This is a genomic window from Leeia oryzae DSM 17879 (assembly GCF_000376945.1).
Lineage (GTDB): Bacteria > Pseudomonadota > Gammaproteobacteria > Burkholderiales > Leeiaceae > Leeia > Leeia oryzae.
On the sequence record NZ_AQXU01000025.1, the window covers coordinates 813,921 to 830,408 of the forward strand.

The following is a 16,488-nucleotide window of genomic DNA, read 5'->3' on the forward strand; positions in this document are numbered from 1 at the left end:
ATTTCATAAGAAACATGGAAGAATCGCCACAGCAGCACGCCATGGCGACAATGAATCACACGGGATGAACAACCGCCCGGCAAGCGGGCAATCGGCGGGAAGCGTGATGACTTGCCTAGCCGCCCGTCAGGGGAGCGTGTTGCTGCAGCAGATACAGGTAAGCCCCATACACCGCATCATGCCGGGCTGGGCACAGGCGTTGTTGCAGGGCATCCGGCAACCAGGGCGACAAGGCAGAGGCCAGCCCGCCACTCAGCACCACCGGTAACGTGGCCGTTTCATCCAGCGCCCGGATATGCGCCGCGATCTCCTGCGCCGCTTTTTCCAGTAGTTGTCGGGCCAGTTCATCGTCATCTGCGTGGCGGACAACCAGTGGCGCCAGGGTAGCAAAGCGCCCCTGGTTTGCGCCGGCCAGCCAATGCTGTACCGCGGCTTTGTGACCGCCGCACTCGGCCAGCGCAGCGTCCGTCAGTGGCGAGGGCTGCAAGCGGCCATCCAGGCGTTTTTGCAGCAGTTGTGCCACCGCCAGCCCCAGCCAGGCACCACTGGCTTCGTCGCCGCTCGGAAACCCCCAGCCACCAGCCTCGAGAATCCGGCCGTCCGGCAGCCAGGCTTCGGCCGCGCTGCCCGTCCCCAGAATCATCAGGATACCCGGCTTGCCATCGTGCGCGCCCAGCAAGGCCGTGTGTACGTCATTGTGGAGTGCAATCTGCGCAAATGCAGGTGCTGCCGCCAGAAACTCTGCCGCCCAGACCGGGTTATGCACCCCAGACAAGCCCAGACCAATCGCACAGGCGCCCAGCGGGACGTCATGCGCCCCAAGCCCCGCCAGCGCCTGCTGGCACAGCGACGAAATATTGGCCCAGGCCTGGGCAATGCCCTGCCCAAGGGCAGACGGGCCGCCGGTGACACGAATCCGTTCCTGATGCTGATGGTCATAGACGGCCAGCCGGGTGGACGTACCGCCCCCGTCAACAGCCAGATGAAAGACGGCTTGAGACATGTGCTACTCGTGGATATGCATGAATTTGACCAAGGATAACATAATCGGGGGCGATCTCTGCCAGATAAGCCGACGATCGCATCAATATCGCAGCAAATACACGGAAATCGGCTCAACCTTTGACACAAACCACCTGCCGCAGGGTATGCACGATCTCGACCAGATCAGTCTGCGCGCGCATGACGGCGTCGATATCCTTGTACGCCATGGGAATTTCGTCGATCACGTCTTTGTCCTTACGACACTCAACGTGACGGGTAGCACGGATCTGATCGTCCAGATTAAAGCGCCGCTTGGCCTCGTTGCGGCTCATGGTCCGTCCCGCGCCATGGCTGCAGGAGCAGAACGACTCTTCATTGCCGAGACCTCGCACAATATAACTTTTGGCGCCCATGGATCCGGGGATGATCCCCAGCTGACCTTTTTGTGCCGAGACGGCGCCTTTGCGGGTGACCAGAACCGCTGCCCCGAAATGGGTTTCTTGCTGGACATAGTTGTGATGGCAGTTGACCGCTTCCACTTCGGCGGCAAACGGCTTGCGGATCACCCCTCTGGCGGCCGAGATGACATGCTGCATCATCAGCATCCGGTTGCGGCGGGCGTAATCCTGCGCCCAGCCTACGGCGGCCACATAGTCGTCAAAATGGGCGCTGCCTTCGCGGAAGTAGGCCAGATCCTTGTCCGGCAGGTTGGCCAGGTGCTGGCGCATGTCGGCCTGCGCCAGTTCGATGAACAGGTTGCCGATGGCGTTACCTACCCCGCGGGAACCCGAATGCAGCATGAACCAGACATGGTCGGCCTCATCCAGACACACTTCGATGAAATGGTTGCCCGTTCCCAGCGTGCCCAGATGCTGGTGGTGGTTGGTATTTTTCAGCCGGGGATACTTCTCGGTAATGCGCTCGAACCCTGGCAGCAGCTCGGCCCACATCCGGTCTACCGTGCCGGGCGTTTGTCCCCAGGCGCCCTGGTCACGCCGCCCCGGGGTACGGCCATGCGGCACGGCCCGCTCGATTTCGCTGCGCAAGCGGTGCAGGTTTTCCGGCAGGTCGGCGGCTGTCAGCGACGTTTTGACCGCCATCATGCCGCAACCGATATCCACGCCAACCGCCGCCGGAATGATGGCGCCCTGAGTCGGGATCACGCTGCCGATGGTAGACCCTTTGCCCAGATGCACGTCCGGCATCACGGCCAGGTGTCGGAAAATGAACGGCAACTGGGCCGCCTTGCGCAATTGCGCCTGCGCCTCCGGCTCGACGGGCACCCCGGTGGTCCACATCTTCACGGGCTTGCCGTCTGCAACTTCCAGTAACTGATAACTCATGACATGCTCACTTGGGTGCTGATGCTGACCGTTTACCCCTGCGCAAACGGCGCCCGCTCTTGCAGCTCGTCCAGATAGTGACCAATACCTTTGCCTTCGTGCGCCAGGTAGCGGGCAACGGCGGCCGACAAGCCGGCATGGCGCAACCAGTGCCAGCTTTGGGTTTCTACCGCTTCAAAGCCGCGGGCCAGTTTGTGTTCGCCTTGCGCACCACCTTCAAATACCTGCAAGCCGCGCTCGATGGCAAACTCGATACCCTGATAATAGCAAAGCTCGAAATGCAGGCCGGGCACCCAGGCCAGCGCGCCCCAGTAGCGGCCATAGAGGCGCTGGTCGTCCATCAGGTTCAGTGCCGCTGCGATGGGCTGGTCGTTTTGGCTGGCCATCACCAGCAGGCAATTCTCTGGCATGGTCTGGCCCAATGTCTGGAAAAAGTCTCGGGTCAGGTACGGGCTGGAGCGATGCTCGCGATAGGTCTGGGCATAGCAGCGATAGAAGAAATCCCAGTCGGCCGGAGTAATGTCAGTACCTGTCTTGCGGCAGATCTGCACGCCGGTCTCTTGCACCTTGCGGCGTTCCTGCTTGAGCTTTTTGCGCTTGTCGCTGCGCAGGTTGTCCAGAAAGTCGCCAAAGTCGCGGTAACCGCGATTCAGCCAGTGAAACTGCACCCCGCGCCGGTTCAGCCAGCCGCGTTCGCGCATGGCCTCTACCGGTGCGTCTTCGGCAAACAGGACATGCCAGCCCGACAACTGCTGTTCTTCGGCAAACGCCATGACCTGATCCAGCATCACTTCCCGGTACATCTCGGACCGGGCCAACCAGCGGCAGCCCGTCACCGGCGTAAACGGAATGGCAGTGAGCAGCTTGGGGTAGTATGGCACGCCGGCCTGTTCGCAAGCGTTGGCCCATGCCCAGTCAAACACGTATTCGCCATAGGAGTGCGACTTGAGGTACAGCGGCATGGCGGCAAGCAGCTCGTCGCCTTCGGTCAGACTGAGGTGGGCGGTCTGCCAGCCGGTATCTGGCCCCACGCAGCCGTGTAACGCCAGCGCGTCCAGAAACCGGTGCTGCAGAAACGGCTGCTCACCCGCCAGGAAATCCCAGCCGGATGCGCCAATCTGACGGATGTCGCTATGTATCTGCAGTTGCATGATGAGCCTTGTTTTACCTGTGCGTGACCGCACATTCCGCCATGTGTTTATGGTTTCCGGTAGGCAACCCGTTTGACCAGCAAAACCGGTAGGCGGATGAAAAATTCGAGCATCAGGCGGAAATGCATCCAGGTCAACAGTTTGTTGTCTCGCCAGTAATTGAAGTGGGACACCCCGCCTTCGCCAGCCTGGAAGTATTTTACTGGCGCGGGCTGATTAACGGGCGGCACGCCGTCCCAGCATAACCGCACCACGGCTTCAGGGTCAAAATCAAACCGGCGCATCCAGCGCTGCCGGTGCATGATGCGGATCAGCGGCTGTAGCGGGTAGACGCGAAACCCGTAGAGGGAATCCCCCACCCCCATGCCCAGTGTTTCCAGATTGGCCCACCAGTTGGAAATTTTGCGGCCTTTGACGCGTAACGCGGGTGCGCTCGCATCAAACACCGGTACGCCCAGGACCATGGCATCGGGCGTGGTTTGCGACTTGGCCATGAAAACGGGGATCAAATCCGCCGGATGCTGCCCGTCGGAATCCATGCACAGCGCGTGCGTAAACCCCTGTGCTGCGGCGATCTCCATCCCGTACAGTAGCGCCGCCCCCTTGCCGCGGTTTTCCGGCAGCACAATCACCTTGAGTTGCGGGTCCTCTGCTGCCATGGCCTGCAACACCTCGACGCTGCCATCCGTGCTGCCATCCACCACCACCCACACCGGCGCCCATTGTGCACGGGCGGCACGGACAGTTTCCATCAGCTTTTGCCCCGGGTTATAGCTCGGAATCATCACCAGATGGGTTAAAGACGGGTTTTGCATGCAAACAGGCTCCTGTGGGTCACGCCATCACGGACGCTGACCAGGCTGACGCGCAGCCGGCGTAGTGGAAAGTTCGGCCTCAAAATAGGCCTGCAATCGGGCAGTTAGCGCATCAACGCTCCCGTCGACCAGTATCCGCGGACCCGGTACAACCCGGTAGCAGAGGGGAAATACCGGCGGACGCCAGAGTTTCCAACCTTTGCACAGATACGGGGAGTCGGTTGTAATGACGATGGTTTGCAACGGGGCATTCGCCTTGCGGGCAATCAATGCCGCCGCACCCTGAAACGCATTCACGGGCGGATGGGTGGTGCGCGTTCCCTCCGGGAAAATCAGCAGTGGCGTACCGCTTTTGACCGTGCGGATGGCGGCACGAAACATGCGTTCCGGCCGCCGGTTGGGAATGTAACCGGCCAAATATGCACCCGCCCCCAGAAACAGATTGGAGCTGATGCTGGCCTTCATCAGGCAGACCGCTGAGTGAACACGCGACAAGATCAGAAAGGCGTCGATCATGCTCGGATGGTTGGGTGTCAGCACCACCGGCTCGCGCCGGTTGAGCCGGTCCAGGGCGGCCAGGTCCAGCCTCATGAACCCCAGATGTTCGCAGCCATCCAGAAACACCCGGCAGATCAGGCTGATGCAGCGCTGCACAATGGGCTCACGCACCGAGCGTGGCACGCCGATCAGGGTCAGGGTCACCAGATTGCCGGCCAGCAGCATGCTTCCCAACCAGACGAGCATCAGGTAGAACAGCACAACCTGCAATGGGCGGGGTAAAAACCGGATCATAAGGCGTTCATAGTGCAGTTGTCCGCCATCACGGATAGGTAATGGCGGGCGGTCAATCGGGATACATGATGACAGGACACGCGGACTTGGCCGGCAGGCCGGTCATTCATCAGCCTTCATCACGCTGAATATGCCATTTTACTATACAACCCGGGCCGAAGGGCACCGACGGATTGGTTCAGATCATCCCGCCGTTGACCGAAATCACCTGCCCGGTGACATACCCTGCGCCGTCCGATGCGAGAAACGCCACCACGCTGGCCACATCTTCAGGCTTACCGGCCCGGTTCATCGGCACCATGCGGGCGATGGTGTCCTTGTCAAACACACCCTCAGTCATGTCAGATTCGATGATGCCTGGTGCCACCGTATTCACGGTGATGCCGCGGCTGGCCAGCTCGATCGAGAGGGATTTTGCAGCCCCGTGCAGGGCGGCCTTGGCTGCGGCGTAATTGGTCTGCCCGCGGTTACCCGCAATGGCGGCGACTGACGAAATATTGATGATGCGGCCCCAGCGGGTACGGATCATTGGCATGGTCACGGGTTGCGTTACATGGAAAAACCCGTGCAGCGACACGTCTATCACTTTATGCCATTGCTCGGATGACAAACCGGGGAACACGGCATCATCGTGGATGCCGGCATTATTGACCAGAATCTGGATGGGGCCCTGTTCCAGCAGCGCGGTCATGGCCTGCCCGCAACCTTCGGCATCCGCCACGTCAAACTGTACGGCTTCTGCCGAGCCGCCCGCCAGCCGCAGGGATTCGCACAATGCTTCGGCGGTTGCCAGATTGCGGTTGGCATGCACGATCACATGATGCCCGGCGGCTGCCAGCGCGCGACAGATGGCCGCACCAATGGCGCCGCTTCCTCCTGTGACCAATGCACGTTTCATCAGATGGTTCTCCGGTATTAGGCCGACAAGGCGGCGGCATCCAGCACGGCGCTGATCCGGCCGGTCGCCAGCAGCTCGCCGCAGTGGATGCTGAAATCGTAAATGACATGGGTGGCATTGCCGGACTGGCGGCTGACCTCGATGCGCAATGGCGCAGCCAGATCATCGCACCGGTCCCGATGCCAGCGTACCTGGCGCACGCTGGTCAGATAACCGGCAGCAGGTACCGCGTTGGCATCTGCCAGCAGGGCACCATGCACGGCCATCGCCTGGGCGGCGTACTCGATCAGCGCACTCATGCCTAACCGCCCGTTGGCCCGCAAGGGGTTGTCCGGATGCTGGTGGGTGGTGGTTTCGCAGGTCAGCGTGTCCGGCCCCCAGTCACCAACCTGCTCCAGCAGGCACATGCTGCCCTTGTGGGGAATATGCTGTTCGATCCAGGTGTGGTCGATCATTGCACTACCTCGACCGCCAGCTGGCAGCCTTCCAGGTAATCCAGTACCACCCGTCCGGCGGTTTGCCTGGCCAGCAGTTGCAACAGCGGCAGGGCGCGTGCGGCAGGAATCTGCTGCCGCAATGACTCCAGGCCAGTATCGGCCATCACATCAGCCGGAGTGGAAACCAGCGACAGCTTCAGCTCGGCACGGCTGGTCGCGGTTGGCACCGGGCTGATGACCAGACCGACGCCAAACGGGTACGGGATAGGCCGCAACTGGAACAGTGGTTTTGGGTATGCGGTATCAAACGCGATCATCAGGCAGGGTTGTCCGTTCCCCAGAGCCATGGTTGCGGCTTCCAGCAGGCCCGCGCCCAGCGTGGCATCGTAGGCACACAGGCTGGTCGACGGGGCCATGCAATGGGTGGCGATGCTCCAGTAGCCGGCCGGGGCATTGTGGACCGAGTTATGGAAACGGGTGGGCGACACCATGCGGTCGTCCGACGCCAGGGTTTCCAGCAAGGCGTGGCAGTTGTCGCAGTCCCCGCCTGTCGAGGTAAATACGTTGGCCAGTGTCGCGGGGTCCAGACCAGCATCGCGGGCAGCCGCCAGCCCGATGGACATCGACAGTTTGGTGGCGGCACCGGCACGCCGCCGCTCGGTAGCGGGCAGGATGTCTGGTGCCGTGAGCGTGACAGGGGCAATCTCCAGCGCAGATTCCTGACGCAGCACCTGCCGGGCCATCGGCCAGTCCGGCATGCCGGGACCGATCACGCTGATGCCTTCCAGATAGACGCTGTTCATGCTTGTACCCTTGAGAAAACCAGGCTGCAGTTACTGCCGCCAAAACCGAACGAGTTGCTGAGTACGTGCTGCACCTGCTGGTCCCGCTGCGACAGCAGGTAATGGCAGTGCAACGCCGGGTCCTGCGTGGTGGTGCCCACGCCGGCGGGCAGAAAGCCTTCGGTCAGAACCAGCGCGCAGATCACCGCTTCGATACCGCCTGCCGCGCCCAGCGTGTGCCCGGTATGGCCTTTGGTAGAGCTGGCTGGCGTCTGTGTGCCAAACACGGCGCAGACAGCGGCATCTTCGGCAGCATCGTTGCTGGGCGTTGCCGTGCCGTGCAGGTTGATATAGCCGATATCGGCCGGCTGCAGCCCGGCACTGGCCAGCGCGGATCGCATCGCGTGCTGCGCGCCCAGCCCTTCCGGATGCGGGGAGGACATGTGGTAAGCATCGCTGCTTTCGCCTGCGCCCGTCAGCCAGACCTCGCCCGCGACCGCGGTATCCGGCCGCTCCAGCAGGGCAAAAGCCGCCCCTTCGCCGATCGAAATGCCGTTGCGGCTGGCGTCAAAGGGCCGGCACGGATCGGGCGACACCAGTTGCAGCGAGCTGAACCCGTACACGGTGGTCAGGCACAGCGAATCCACGCCCCCGACGATGGCAGCATCAATCAGCCCGGCATCGATCATGCGGGCCGCCGTGGCAAACACCTTGGCGCTGGAAGAACAGGCGGTAGACACCACAGAGGCCGGGCCGGACAACTGGAAATAGCGCCGGACAAAGTCCGCCACCGAATAGCTGTTATGGGTTTCGCGGTAATAGAGATCCTCCGGCAAACGGCCGGTTTGCGGATCACGATGCCGGTAGGCGATTTCCGAATTGAGAATGCCGGAGGTACTGGAGCCCAGCAGGACGGCGACCCGGGACGCGCCATGGCGGGCAATGGCTTCTCGCACCCGCTCGGCAAAACCGTCCTGTGCCAGCCCCAGCTGGGCCAGGCGGTTGTTGCGGCAGTCATAACGGGCAAACGCGCTGTCCAGTACCACCCCGTCCACGCCAGCCACTTCGCCCATGCAGAATTCAAAGTCGATGGTTTCCCAATGCTGGCGGACAATGCCGCTCCGCTGCGCGCGCAGGGCGGCGACGTGGTCAGCCAGACCGGCTCCCAGGGCACTGGTCAGGGTATAGGCAGAAAGTCGAAGGGGTCGCATGTGTCGATCAGACCTGAGTTGGGTTGCAGAAGTTTCACCAGCAGCACAAGGCGGACGGGCTCATGCGCGGCAGCCTTGCCGTAACGTCACCGGGGTAAGCCCCCGGGCCGCCACGATGTCCAGCACACGGGGCAGTACCGTCAGCAGTACCGGCTGGCCGGATGCATCCCGCGCGGCGTGGCCGTCGTGCATTAACAGGATATCACCCGCGGCCAATCGGCGGGTCAGTCTTGCCAGCATCCGGTCGGCATTTTTTTCGCGCGTATCATAACCACGCCTTGTCCAGCAGGCAAGCAACAGGCCCTCGCGGGCCAGCAGCGGCGCCAGAAACGGGTTACGCAAGCCGGCGATGGGCCGGTAAAACCGTGGCCGTTGCCCGGTGAGCCGGGTCAGGGTCGCGACCCCGTCCATCACCTCGCGCCGCCAGCCGCGGGGGCCGGAAAAAGCGGTCGGTACCCGATGACGCTGCCCGTGGTTTTCAATCTCGTGACCGGCGGCCAGGATTTGCCGACACAGCTCGGGGTATTGCAACGCGCGCTCGCCAATGCAGAAAAACGTGGCCTTGACCTCATAGCGGGCCAGAATGGCCAGAATCCGCGGCGTGACCTCGGGGTCCGGACCATCATCAAAGGTCAGCGCCACTTCGCCAGCGGCTGTCGCGGCGGGCGGCAGACAGATCAGGTTCTGGCCGAGCAAACGGCTGCGGGGCCATAGCCCTGCCATGGCGATGCCGCCGTGTACCAGCAGCAGTGCCCCCAGCCACCATGGCCACTGCGCGGGCACCCGCCAGGCCCAGACCAGCAAAGGCAGGTGGGCGACGATGCATACCCAGAGAAACGGGGTCGGACGCCAGCGGTTCATGGTGTCACCTCTATCGTTGATGCGCTAGGCCAGTGTCCGCGGTCCAGCCATTGCTGCCACAGCGTTTGCCAGACCGGCCACTGATGGGTACCCGGCAGGCGCAAGGTCTGCTCCTCAGCCACCAGGGTAGCCAGCATGGCTTGTCCATGCCGGAAACGGTCTTCCGCGGATAGGCCGAGATGCACTTCCGGGACGGGCCCGCGGGTGGCCAGCCAATGCCACCAGCGGCGCTCGTCCGGCAAGGAGACGTCCGGTTGGCGGGCCCAGCGGGCCGGGCCGCCACCGGCTTCAATCTCGTTCAGGATATCGGCAGTGCCCGGATAAGGGGCCAGCAGCACCAGCCCTGCAAGATGGTCCGGGTAGTGGCTGGCATGGTGCAGGATATTGAACGCCCCCAGAGAGATGCCCGCCATCCAGATGGGGGTCGGGTCAGCAGCCAGCATCGGCAGCATGACGTCACGTTGCAAGTCTGCGGCCACCGTGCCGGCCAGCACCTGCTGATAGTCGGTTTCCACCAGCGTGACATCCACGGCCAGCTGGCGGGTGCGTACCGCCTGCACAAAGCCGTGGGTCAGCAAGTCTTCCAGCGTCGCCTGGGCTGGCGGCAGAAAGACCAGCCTGACGGGTGCGGGACGGTCCGCTTGCCAGCGGTCATGGATGCAACGCACGACGCCCCCTGACCAGCATCGCGGCAAACACCAGCGACAGCAGCGCGCCGATGGCCACCGTCGAGCCGATAAACGACAGCACCGGTACAGATGACATCCCCAGCAAGCCAAAGCTGCAGACGGTCGCCAGATTGGCAATCAGCAAAGACAGTTCCATCCGCCGGTTTTCCTCCACGGCCCGCTGGTGGTGATCATCGGCAAAGAAGAGCGCGTAATTGGAGCCCAGTGCCACCACCAGCAGCAAACCGATCAGGTGCAGGATGGTCAGCGGAATGCCCAGCATCACCAAAAGCGTAATCACCCCCGTGACGGCACAGGCCACCGGCGCCACCACAAACCAGGTCTGGCGCCAGCCGCAACTGAACAGCAGCAGCAACAGAATGGCGACGCAACCGATGCCGGACAGCCATTGTGCCTCGTGCGTGTAGTGGTCAAAAATGCCGCTGGTTTCTGCCGCCAGGTCGATCACGGTCATGTGGCCCAGACCATACCCGTTGAGCGCGGCTTGCACCTTGTCCGTGTCCAGGCGATCGCCAGCGGCACGTAACGGCATCATCACCAGATAATCCTGCGGTCGCTGGATCAGCATGGAATCCAGCAAGACAGCCGACGATGTGCCGGCCAGGGATTGCGGGGTCAGCATGGGCGCCTGGCGCGCCTGCGCCAGATCCGTCAGGAAGCTACCAAGCTTGTCCGCCGCGACCGGCATACCCTGCAGGGCTTCCGCCAGTCTGACTTGTAGCACCGGCGCCGCCGGAATGGCCGCCTTGCGCATTGCCTGGCTGGCCTGACTGGGCAGGAGCTGGGACGGCGTGTGGTAACCGCCGATCAGTTGCTGCTTCAGCAGGACCGCCAATACCTTGTCTGCCCGCTCCGACTGCTGCAACGCCTGCTCATGTGACGGTGCGGTAAAGCTGACGACGTAGCGCATGTCCGCACTGCCCAAGTCAGAACGCAAGCTCGCATCCAGCTGGTTCTGCGCCTGGGTGACCGGGCTCAGGCTGCTGAGTTGCCGGTTCCAGACCTCGTGACGACTGGTGAACAGCAAGACCAGACAGCCGGACAGCAACAGCAGCGGCAGCCAGCGGAAGGCAGCCAGCCGGTCAAGGCCGGTTTCCAGCCATTTGCCAGCTTTGTCCATGCGCCGCACCCCAAGGGTGGCGGGCATCAGGGCCGGCAGGACAAACCGGGTCACCAACGCCGCTGCCACCAGACCGCTGATCGAGTACAGCCCGAGCTGGGCCAGGCCGGGGAAGCTGGAAAACATCAGCGCGGCAAACCCGGTGACCGAGGTCAGCACGCCCAGGCGGATGGTCCGCCAGAAGCGGCCCGGTTGTCGGTTGTCACGCTGAATGAACAGATAGATGGAGTAATCAACCGCTTCCCCGATCAGGGTGGTGCCAAAGCCAAGCGTCAGGCCATGCACCGACCCGAATGCCAGACTGACGCTGGCGACCCCGACCAGCGCACCGGTGACGACCGGCAGCAGGCCGAGCAGCAGCAGGGTAAACGAGCGGTAAACCAGCAACAGCAGGCCGATCACCAGCAGGGTACCCAGGGTCGCCAGCCGTTCCACTTCGCTTTTGATGATGTCGCGCGACGCAACCGAAAGCACGCTGGTCCCGCTCATGACCAGCCGGGTCGATGCTTGCCGCTGGGGCAAGGAGGCAAACGCCTGGCGGATGCCGTCCAGCGCCACGGCCTGTCGATCGGTATCCAGCCCGGACTCGGCCAGTTGGGCCATCAGCACGGCGCGCTCGCGATTACGCGACACCCACACGCCCTGATCCGTCTGCGGCCCGGCTTCGCCCATGAACTGCGTCACGATCTGCAACGTTTCCCCTGTCGGGTCGCGCGGCAGCAACTGCTTCACCAGCAGGCCGCCGTCCCCCGCCATGGCATCCAGCATCTCCTGCAGCCCTTGCCGCATCCCGCTTGCTGTAAAACGGTCCGGGCCAATGGCCGGGCTGAGGGCATACCGGTTGGCAAAAAAGTAGCTCTGGTCCCGCGCGAGGGTCGCCGGGTCTCCGTTTTGTACCGCAGAAAACCGGGTATCCCGAGCCAGCCGGGCGGCCAGCAGGCGAGACAAGCGGGCACGCTCAGTCGCATCTCCGCCTTCGATGCCGATCAGCACCAGCCGGGCAATCGCCCCTTCTTTCAGCTGCTCGACCAGCATCTGCTGGCGGACATTCGGGGTTTTGGGCATGAACGCCGACAAATCCGCGATGAAAGTGGTGTTCAGCACCACCAGCACCGCAGCCAGCAGCGAGACCAGCCAGATACCCAGGGCGGTTTTCTGCGACGGCAGCTTCATTATTTGCTGCTTGTCTCGGTGATCAGCATGTCGGAATGGTCACCGTCAGCCTGCTGGAACGCAATGGTTTTCAGCTGGGCACGGGTGCCATTGATACGGATCTGGGTCAGGATTTTCTGCATGCGGCCTTGCAGCGGCGTCAGCGTCAGTTGCCACTGCTCTTCGCTGCCGTTCAGCGACACGGTGTAATACCGCTCCAGCGCGCTGCGATCGCCCGCCAGCGTGGCACGGATGCTTTCGACAAACGCGATCACTTCCGGGCGGTCTGCCAGCGTGACTGACAGTTTGCGGCCATCGCTACGCTCTACCAGCAGTTTGTCGCCTTGCAGCACCAGCGTCTCTGCCTTGGGGGTCAGCGTGCGTTTTTCCAGCCGGTCCGGCGCGGTAAATGCGAGCTGGCCGGTCGATTCGAGCGGCTGGGACAATACCCCCAGGTATTTCTTCTCGACAAAGGTCGCCGTCCCCGCCTTTTTCTGGCCCAGCAGCTGCATCAGGTCGCTTACCGACCAGCCGGCGGCCATGATCTGCCCGGAAAGCAAGGCACACACACCGCCCCAGACCACATATCGCAATAGATTTTTCTGCATGATGGCGTTACAACTCTTCCCAGAAATCATAAAAATTGAACCAGTTTGCCGGCCGGGCACGGCAGTGTGCGGCCAGCGCTTCGACATAGCGGGTCATCAGCATCTGCACCGCCTGCTGCCGGTCGTGCGGCTTGCCGTCGGCAAAGTCGGCCAGCAATTCGAAGTGCACCTGATAGCGGTTGCCGCCGACATGCAGCCCGGTCATGAAGTAGACCGGCTGCGCCAGCATCACGGCCATGCGGAACGGCCCCGTCGGAAAACGGGCCGTCCGACCCAGAAACGGCAAGGCTACATACTCGTCCGGACCGGATGCCCTGTCTGCCAGTATACCGACCAGCGCACCCCTTTTAAGTTCATGATGCACCTGTAGCATGGCGTCCAGCGACCCCAGCTCGATGATGTCCGGCACCGCCGCAGGGTTGATCGTGCCCAGCGCCTGATTGATCTGCCGGGCATTCTCGCTGTACATGGCCATGCGCATCTGCAAATCCGGCTTGTGACGCGCCATGGCACGCAGCACCTCAAAACTGCCCAGGTGCGCGCCCAGCAACAGCAGCCCCTGGCCACGCTGGTTGTGCGCGTGTAATTCGTCGGCCCCGGCAAGCGATATCTCAAAGAGGTCAAAGCGGTCTTGCAGCAGGTAGAGCCGGTCATGGATGGTGGTGGCAAACGTGAGGATATGCCGATAACGCTCGCGAAGCGTCGGCTTGCGCCCCAGCACCCGCGCCAGATACAGGCAGGACGCCTGCCCGGCCTTGCGTCCGAACAGCAGAAAATAAGCGGCAATCGGGTACAGCACCAGCCGGGACAGACGGCGTCCAAACAGGTTGGACAACACGCACATCACTTTCAGCCAGAACCTGCTGCCCCGCTCTGCCTGCTGCATCCAGGCCGGCTTCTGGTCTGCCTTGTCGTCTGCCGGGCGTGTCATGGGAGGGGCAAACCCGTGCCCAGAAACTTGCCGTCGGCCACTTTGACATCGCCGACCCGGATCACGAAGCGGATACCGGTCGCATCCGGCTCGGCACTCAGGGTCGCCGCTTCGCCCGGGCGGACCGGACGGTAAAACTTGGCTACCGCCAGTTCCGTCAGCGTACAGGCGCAGGCCTGCTGGATAGCAATCTGGGCCAGATCCAGCAACACCACCCCGGGGACAATCGGCTGCCCCGGAAAATGGCCGGCAAAGGCCGGATGATCCTCGGGGATGCACAGCGGCTGATCATGGATCATGCGGTTTCTCCCTTGGCATCAAAATGGGTATTCACCAACTGCGTCAGCGACCGGGCCAGTAGCTTGCCGTTGCCGTCCCGTGGCAATTCGTCAATCAGCAACAGCGGGCGCGGCAGAAACACCGGGTCCATATGCGCCCGTAGGGCTGCCAGAATCTCCTCACGCGTTTTGCCGGGAGCCACCACAAAAGCCGCCAGCCGCTCGACATCCTGCGCCTGCGACCGTGGCGGCACAAAGAACACGCCGTCGGTCACGCCGGGCAATTGCAGCAGGGTAGCATTGAGAAAACTCATCGAACTACGCTTGCCGGCCACGTTCACCATATTGGCTTTCCGGTCGATCAGGCGGAAGTCCCCATCGGCCGAAATCTCTACCACGTCATTGAGCAACTGTGGCTGCGCAAACAGCTCGCCTTCTGCCCAGGTTTCCTCCCCGCGCTGTACCAGCTGCACCCCAGAGAGGCGCTGCCATGCCGTTTCACGGGCGGTTTCGCGCATGGCGATCTGTCCGGTTTCGGTCGAACCGTAGATTTCGACCAGACGGCTGCCAAACGCCTGTTCTGCGGCTTGCGCCAGCTCGGCGCTCAGCGGCGCCGTGGCCGACAAGATGGCCGCCACTGGCGGGAGCGGGATGCCGGATTCGATCAGCTTGCGCAGATGGAACGGGGTGATGACCAGCAAGCGTGGTGCGGGTAAACGCGCCAGGCTGTCTGCAATATCGGCAGGGAAAAACGGTACATCTTCCATCAGCATGCCGCCCGCCAGCACCGGCAGCAGCACGCTCGACTCCAGGCCATACATGTGGCGGATCGGCACCGTACCGACGACAGCACAAGGTCCGCCGGTCTTGGACCAGAGCACCTCGGCCCCGCCCAGTATGCCCAGCCGTACCCGGCCAAACTGCTTGTAATGCGCGGTTGGCGTGCCGGTAGAGCCGGAGGTGTACACACAGGCAATGGTCTGGTGAAAATCGACCATCGGCATCGGCAAGTGCGGGGTAGAGGCCGTTGCCTGCAGACGAACCGCCTGCCACGGCAGGGATGGCACCGGGTTGTCGGCCTGGTCGCCAACGACCTGCAAGCCGGGGTGATCCTGCATCACTTTGGCCAGATGCTCCGGCGCCAGCGAGTTTGGCAGCACCGTCAGCAGGCCGCGCTGGATGGCCGCAAACAGGGTCACGGCAAAATGGTAACGATCAACACACAGGTTAAGGAGACAACCCTCGTCCGGCAGGGTGTCGGCCACCTCGGACACATGCGCCAGAAACCGGGCGCGAGTCACCACGCTGTCGCGCAAGTACGCAAACGGCTGGTCGGGAGGAGTATCGGGTAACAGGGGGATCAGGGTCATGGCAGGCGCCGGCACAATGGGTGGGCGGATAATCTAGGCAGTGCCTTTTTTGCGCTGCGTAAAGCGGCGATACGACTGGATGGTCTGGGCAATGCTGATATGGGGTCTGTCCGGCAGCACCCGCAAGCGGATCATGAATTCGCCGGCAAACATCAACCCCAACGATACCGGTGTCAGCACCGCAGCGAAAAAGGCCCACACGGCCAGCGGTGCCAGCAGGAACAGCAGCACGGATACCGTACCGCAGAGCACAAAATACATCGTCCAGGCCAGCGTGACTTTCCAGGTATAGTGCAGGTAATCCGCTGCCAGCGGCGTGGCGATGGCAATGCAGGCCACGCGGGAGCACAGGGCGCCCTCATGGGTTCCCAGCGTGCCGCCAAACATGATGGCAAGCGACACCATGGCGCCGACATGCTGCAAGAAATATAACCACGAGGCATGCGCCAGCAGGGTATCGAGCTTGAAGGCCGCTGCCGCCAGCACGGCGCCACAGGCCAGCAAGGCCGGCCAGCGCCAGACAGAGCGCCAGCACACCGCGATCACACCGGCCATAAAAGGCAACACGCCCACCAGCACAGCGACCAGCGGCGGATGATTGGACGCAGAGGCCAGATAACCCAGCCAGATGTACATCCCCACCGCCGCCCCGATCAGCGCCAGGCGCGCAATGCGCCAGACAGCGTTCATTTGGTGCGGTGCGCGGCGATATGCGCCGTCAGTGCGCGCAGGGATGCAAAGATGCGGGTATTGTCGGCACTGTCGGCCTTCAACTGGACGCCATACTGCTTGGAAACGACCAGCGCGATCTCCAGGATGTCGATGGAGTCGATGCCCAGGCCGTCACCATACAGCGGGGCTTCCGGGTCAATCTCTGAGGGTGCGATCTCCAGATTGAGGGCAGTGACAATCAGACCGGCAATTTCGCTTTGCAGGGCGGCATCAGGTTGAGACGGTACGGTAGTATCTAGTTCCATGCTTTGAAATTTTCGATCGCTGTTGATTCAACCCCGGGCATCGCCAAGGGGAATATGATTCTGTATTATCGGACCCGACGGGCTGATTT

18 protein-coding genes are annotated in these 16,488 nt (G+C 62.6%); all 18 read right to left on the reverse strand.

Annotated elements, in window-relative coordinates:
- Positions 1-115 precede the first annotated feature (115 nt).
- A complete protein-coding gene (locus tag F552_RS0117310; protein ID WP_018153035.1) occupies positions 116-1,003 on the reverse strand; it encodes a glucosamine kinase nucleotide-binding domain-containing protein in 888 nt (295 codons plus the stop codon).
- 112 nt (positions 1,004-1,115) lie between these two features.
- Entirely contained in the window at positions 1,116-2,327 is a 1,212-nt protein-coding gene (locus F552_RS0117315; protein ID WP_018153036.1) for an RtcB family protein, read from the reverse strand.
- A 32-nt stretch (positions 2,328-2,359) separates the two neighbouring features.
- Positions 2,360-3,478 carry a GNAT family N-acetyltransferase gene (locus F552_RS0117320; RefSeq protein ID WP_018153037.1) on the reverse strand — a complete coding sequence of 373 codons (1,119 nt, stop codon included), beginning with the start codon at positions 3,476-3,478 and terminating at the stop codon, positions 2,360-2,362.
- Between the two features lie 47 nt (positions 3,479-3,525).
- On the reverse strand, positions 3,526-4,293 hold the full coding sequence (locus F552_RS0117325) for a glycosyltransferase family 2 protein (RefSeq protein WP_018153038.1): 768 nt from the start codon (positions 4,291-4,293) through the stop codon (positions 3,526-3,528).
- A 27-nt stretch (positions 4,294-4,320) separates the two neighbouring features.
- Positions 4,321-5,085, reverse strand: a complete 765-nt coding sequence (locus F552_RS0117330; RefSeq protein ID WP_018153039.1) for a lysophospholipid acyltransferase family protein — start codon at positions 5,083-5,085, stop codon at positions 4,321-4,323.
- A gap of 178 nt (positions 5,086-5,263) precedes the next feature.
- Positions 5,264-5,983, reverse strand: a complete 720-nt coding sequence (gene fabG / locus F552_RS0117335) for a 3-oxoacyl-ACP reductase FabG (RefSeq protein WP_018153040.1) — start codon at positions 5,981-5,983, stop codon at positions 5,264-5,266.
- 17 nt (positions 5,984-6,000) lie between these two features.
- Positions 6,001-6,438, reverse strand: a complete 438-nt coding sequence (locus tag F552_RS0117340) for a hotdog family protein (RefSeq protein WP_018153041.1) — start codon at positions 6,436-6,438, stop codon at positions 6,001-6,003.
- The gene (locus F552_RS0117345) at positions 6,435-7,223 is read right to left on the reverse strand and encodes a beta-ketoacyl synthase chain length factor (RefSeq protein WP_018153042.1); all 789 of its coding nucleotides are present in this window, start codon (positions 7,221-7,223) and stop codon (positions 6,435-6,437) included. The genes F552_RS0117340 and F552_RS0117345 overlap by 4 nt, the downstream gene beginning before the upstream one ends.
- Positions 7,220-8,413 carry a beta-ketoacyl-[acyl-carrier-protein] synthase family protein gene (locus F552_RS0117350; RefSeq protein WP_018153043.1) on the reverse strand — a complete coding sequence of 398 codons (1,194 nt, stop codon included), beginning with the start codon at positions 8,411-8,413 and terminating at the stop codon, positions 7,220-7,222. Before F552_RS0117350 ends, F552_RS0117345 begins: the two co-directional genes overlap by 4 nt.
- Positions 8,414-8,473: 60 nt before the next feature.
- Complete coding sequence (locus F552_RS0117355) at positions 8,474-9,274, reverse strand: polysaccharide deacetylase family protein (protein WP_018153044.1); 801 nt, start codon at positions 9,272-9,274, stop codon at positions 8,474-8,476.
- Entirely contained in the window at positions 9,271-9,942 is a 672-nt protein-coding gene (locus tag F552_RS0117360; protein ID WP_018153045.1) for an alpha/beta hydrolase, read from the reverse strand. The genes F552_RS0117355 and F552_RS0117360 overlap by 4 nt, the downstream gene beginning before the upstream one ends.
- Positions 9,926-12,256, reverse strand: coding sequence for an MMPL family transporter (locus F552_RS0117365; protein WP_018153046.1), 2,331 nt, complete (start codon positions 12,254-12,256; stop codon positions 9,926-9,928). The genes F552_RS0117360 and F552_RS0117365 overlap by 17 nt, the downstream gene beginning before the upstream one ends.
- Complete coding sequence (locus F552_RS0117370) at positions 12,256-12,843, reverse strand: LolA-related protein (protein WP_018153047.1); 588 nt, start codon at positions 12,841-12,843, stop codon at positions 12,256-12,258. Before F552_RS0117370 ends, F552_RS0117365 begins: the two co-directional genes overlap by 1 nt.
- A 7-nt stretch (positions 12,844-12,850) precedes the next feature.
- Positions 12,851-13,774 (reverse strand): lysophospholipid acyltransferase family protein, encoded by a 924-nt coding sequence (locus tag F552_RS0117375; RefSeq protein ID WP_018153048.1) that lies wholly within the window; start codon positions 13,772-13,774, stop codon positions 12,851-12,853.
- On the reverse strand, positions 13,771-14,073 hold the full coding sequence (locus F552_RS0117380) for an ApeI family dehydratase (RefSeq protein ID WP_018153049.1): 303 nt from the start codon (positions 14,071-14,073) through the stop codon (positions 13,771-13,773). The genes F552_RS0117375 and F552_RS0117380 overlap by 4 nt, the downstream gene beginning before the upstream one ends.
- Positions 14,070-15,422 carry an AMP-binding protein gene (locus F552_RS0117385; RefSeq protein ID WP_018153050.1) on the reverse strand — a complete coding sequence of 451 codons (1,353 nt, stop codon included), beginning with the start codon at positions 15,420-15,422 and terminating at the stop codon, positions 14,070-14,072. The genes F552_RS0117380 and F552_RS0117385 overlap by 4 nt, the downstream gene beginning before the upstream one ends.
- A gap of 33 nt (positions 15,423-15,455) precedes the next feature.
- The gene (locus tag F552_RS0117390; RefSeq protein ID WP_018153051.1) at positions 15,456-16,112 is read right to left on the reverse strand and encodes a COG4648 family protein; all 657 of its coding nucleotides are present in this window, start codon (positions 16,110-16,112) and stop codon (positions 15,456-15,458) included.
- Positions 16,109-16,399: a phosphopantetheine-binding protein gene (locus tag F552_RS0117395; RefSeq protein WP_018153052.1), complete on the reverse strand. Its 291-nt coding sequence runs from the start codon at positions 16,397-16,399 to the stop codon at positions 16,109-16,111. Before F552_RS0117395 ends, F552_RS0117390 begins: the two co-directional genes overlap by 4 nt.
- Positions 16,400-16,488 lie beyond the last annotated feature (89 nt).

Bases quoted from the DNA above. Each gene is read 5' to 3' on its own strand.
- F552_RS0117315 (WP_018153036.1), bottom strand. From the start codon at position 2,327: ATGAGTTATCAGTTACTGGAAGTTGCAGACGGCAAGCCCGTGAAGATG.
- F552_RS0117395 (WP_018153052.1), bottom strand. From the start codon at position 16,399: ATGGAACTAGATACTACCGTACCGTCTCAACCTGATGCCGCCCTGCAA.
- fabG (WP_018153040.1), bottom strand. From the start codon at position 5,983: ATGAAACGTGCATTGGTCACAGGAGGAAGCGGCGCCATTGGTGCGGCC.
- F552_RS0117365 (WP_018153046.1), bottom strand. From the start codon at position 12,256: ATGAAGCTGCCGTCGCAGAAAACCGCCCTGGGTATCTGGCTGGTCTCG.
- F552_RS0117380 (WP_018153049.1), bottom strand. From the start codon at position 14,073: ATGATCCATGATCAGCCGCTGTGCATCCCCGAGGATCATCCGGCCTTT.
- F552_RS0117370 (WP_018153047.1), bottom strand. From the start codon at position 12,843: ATGCAGAAAAATCTATTGCGATATGTGGTCTGGGGCGGTGTGTGTGCC.
- F552_RS0117330 (WP_018153039.1), bottom strand. From the start codon at position 5,085: ATGATCCGGTTTTTACCCCGCCCATTGCAGGTTGTGCTGTTCTACCTG.
- F552_RS0117350 (WP_018153043.1), bottom strand. From the start codon at position 8,413: ATGCGACCCCTTCGACTTTCTGCCTATACCCTGACCAGTGCCCTGGGA.
- F552_RS0117325 (WP_018153038.1), bottom strand. From the start codon at position 4,293: ATGCAAAACCCGTCTTTAACCCATCTGGTGATGATTCCGAGCTATAAC.
- F552_RS0117320 (WP_018153037.1), bottom strand. From the start codon at position 3,478: ATGCAACTGCAGATACATAGCGACATCCGTCAGATTGGCGCATCCGGC.
- F552_RS0117385 (WP_018153050.1), bottom strand. From the start codon at position 15,422: ATGACCCTGATCCCCCTGTTACCCGATACTCCTCCCGACCAGCCGTTT.
- F552_RS0117390 (WP_018153051.1), bottom strand. From the start codon at position 16,112: ATGAACGCTGTCTGGCGCATTGCGCGCCTGGCGCTGATCGGGGCGGCG.
- F552_RS0117375 (WP_018153048.1), bottom strand. From the start codon at position 13,774: ATGACACGCCCGGCAGACGACAAGGCAGACCAGAAGCCGGCCTGGATG.
- F552_RS0117310 (WP_018153035.1), bottom strand. From the start codon at position 1,003: ATGTCTCAAGCCGTCTTTCATCTGGCTGTTGACGGGGGCGGTACGTCC.
- F552_RS0117355 (WP_018153044.1), bottom strand. From the start codon at position 9,274: ATGAACCGCTGGCGTCCGACCCCGTTTCTCTGGGTATGCATCGTCGCC.
- F552_RS0117340 (WP_018153041.1), bottom strand. From the start codon at position 6,438: ATGATCGACCACACCTGGATCGAACAGCATATTCCCCACAAGGGCAGC.
- F552_RS0117345 (WP_018153042.1), bottom strand. From the start codon at position 7,223: ATGAACAGCGTCTATCTGGAAGGCATCAGCGTGATCGGTCCCGGCATG.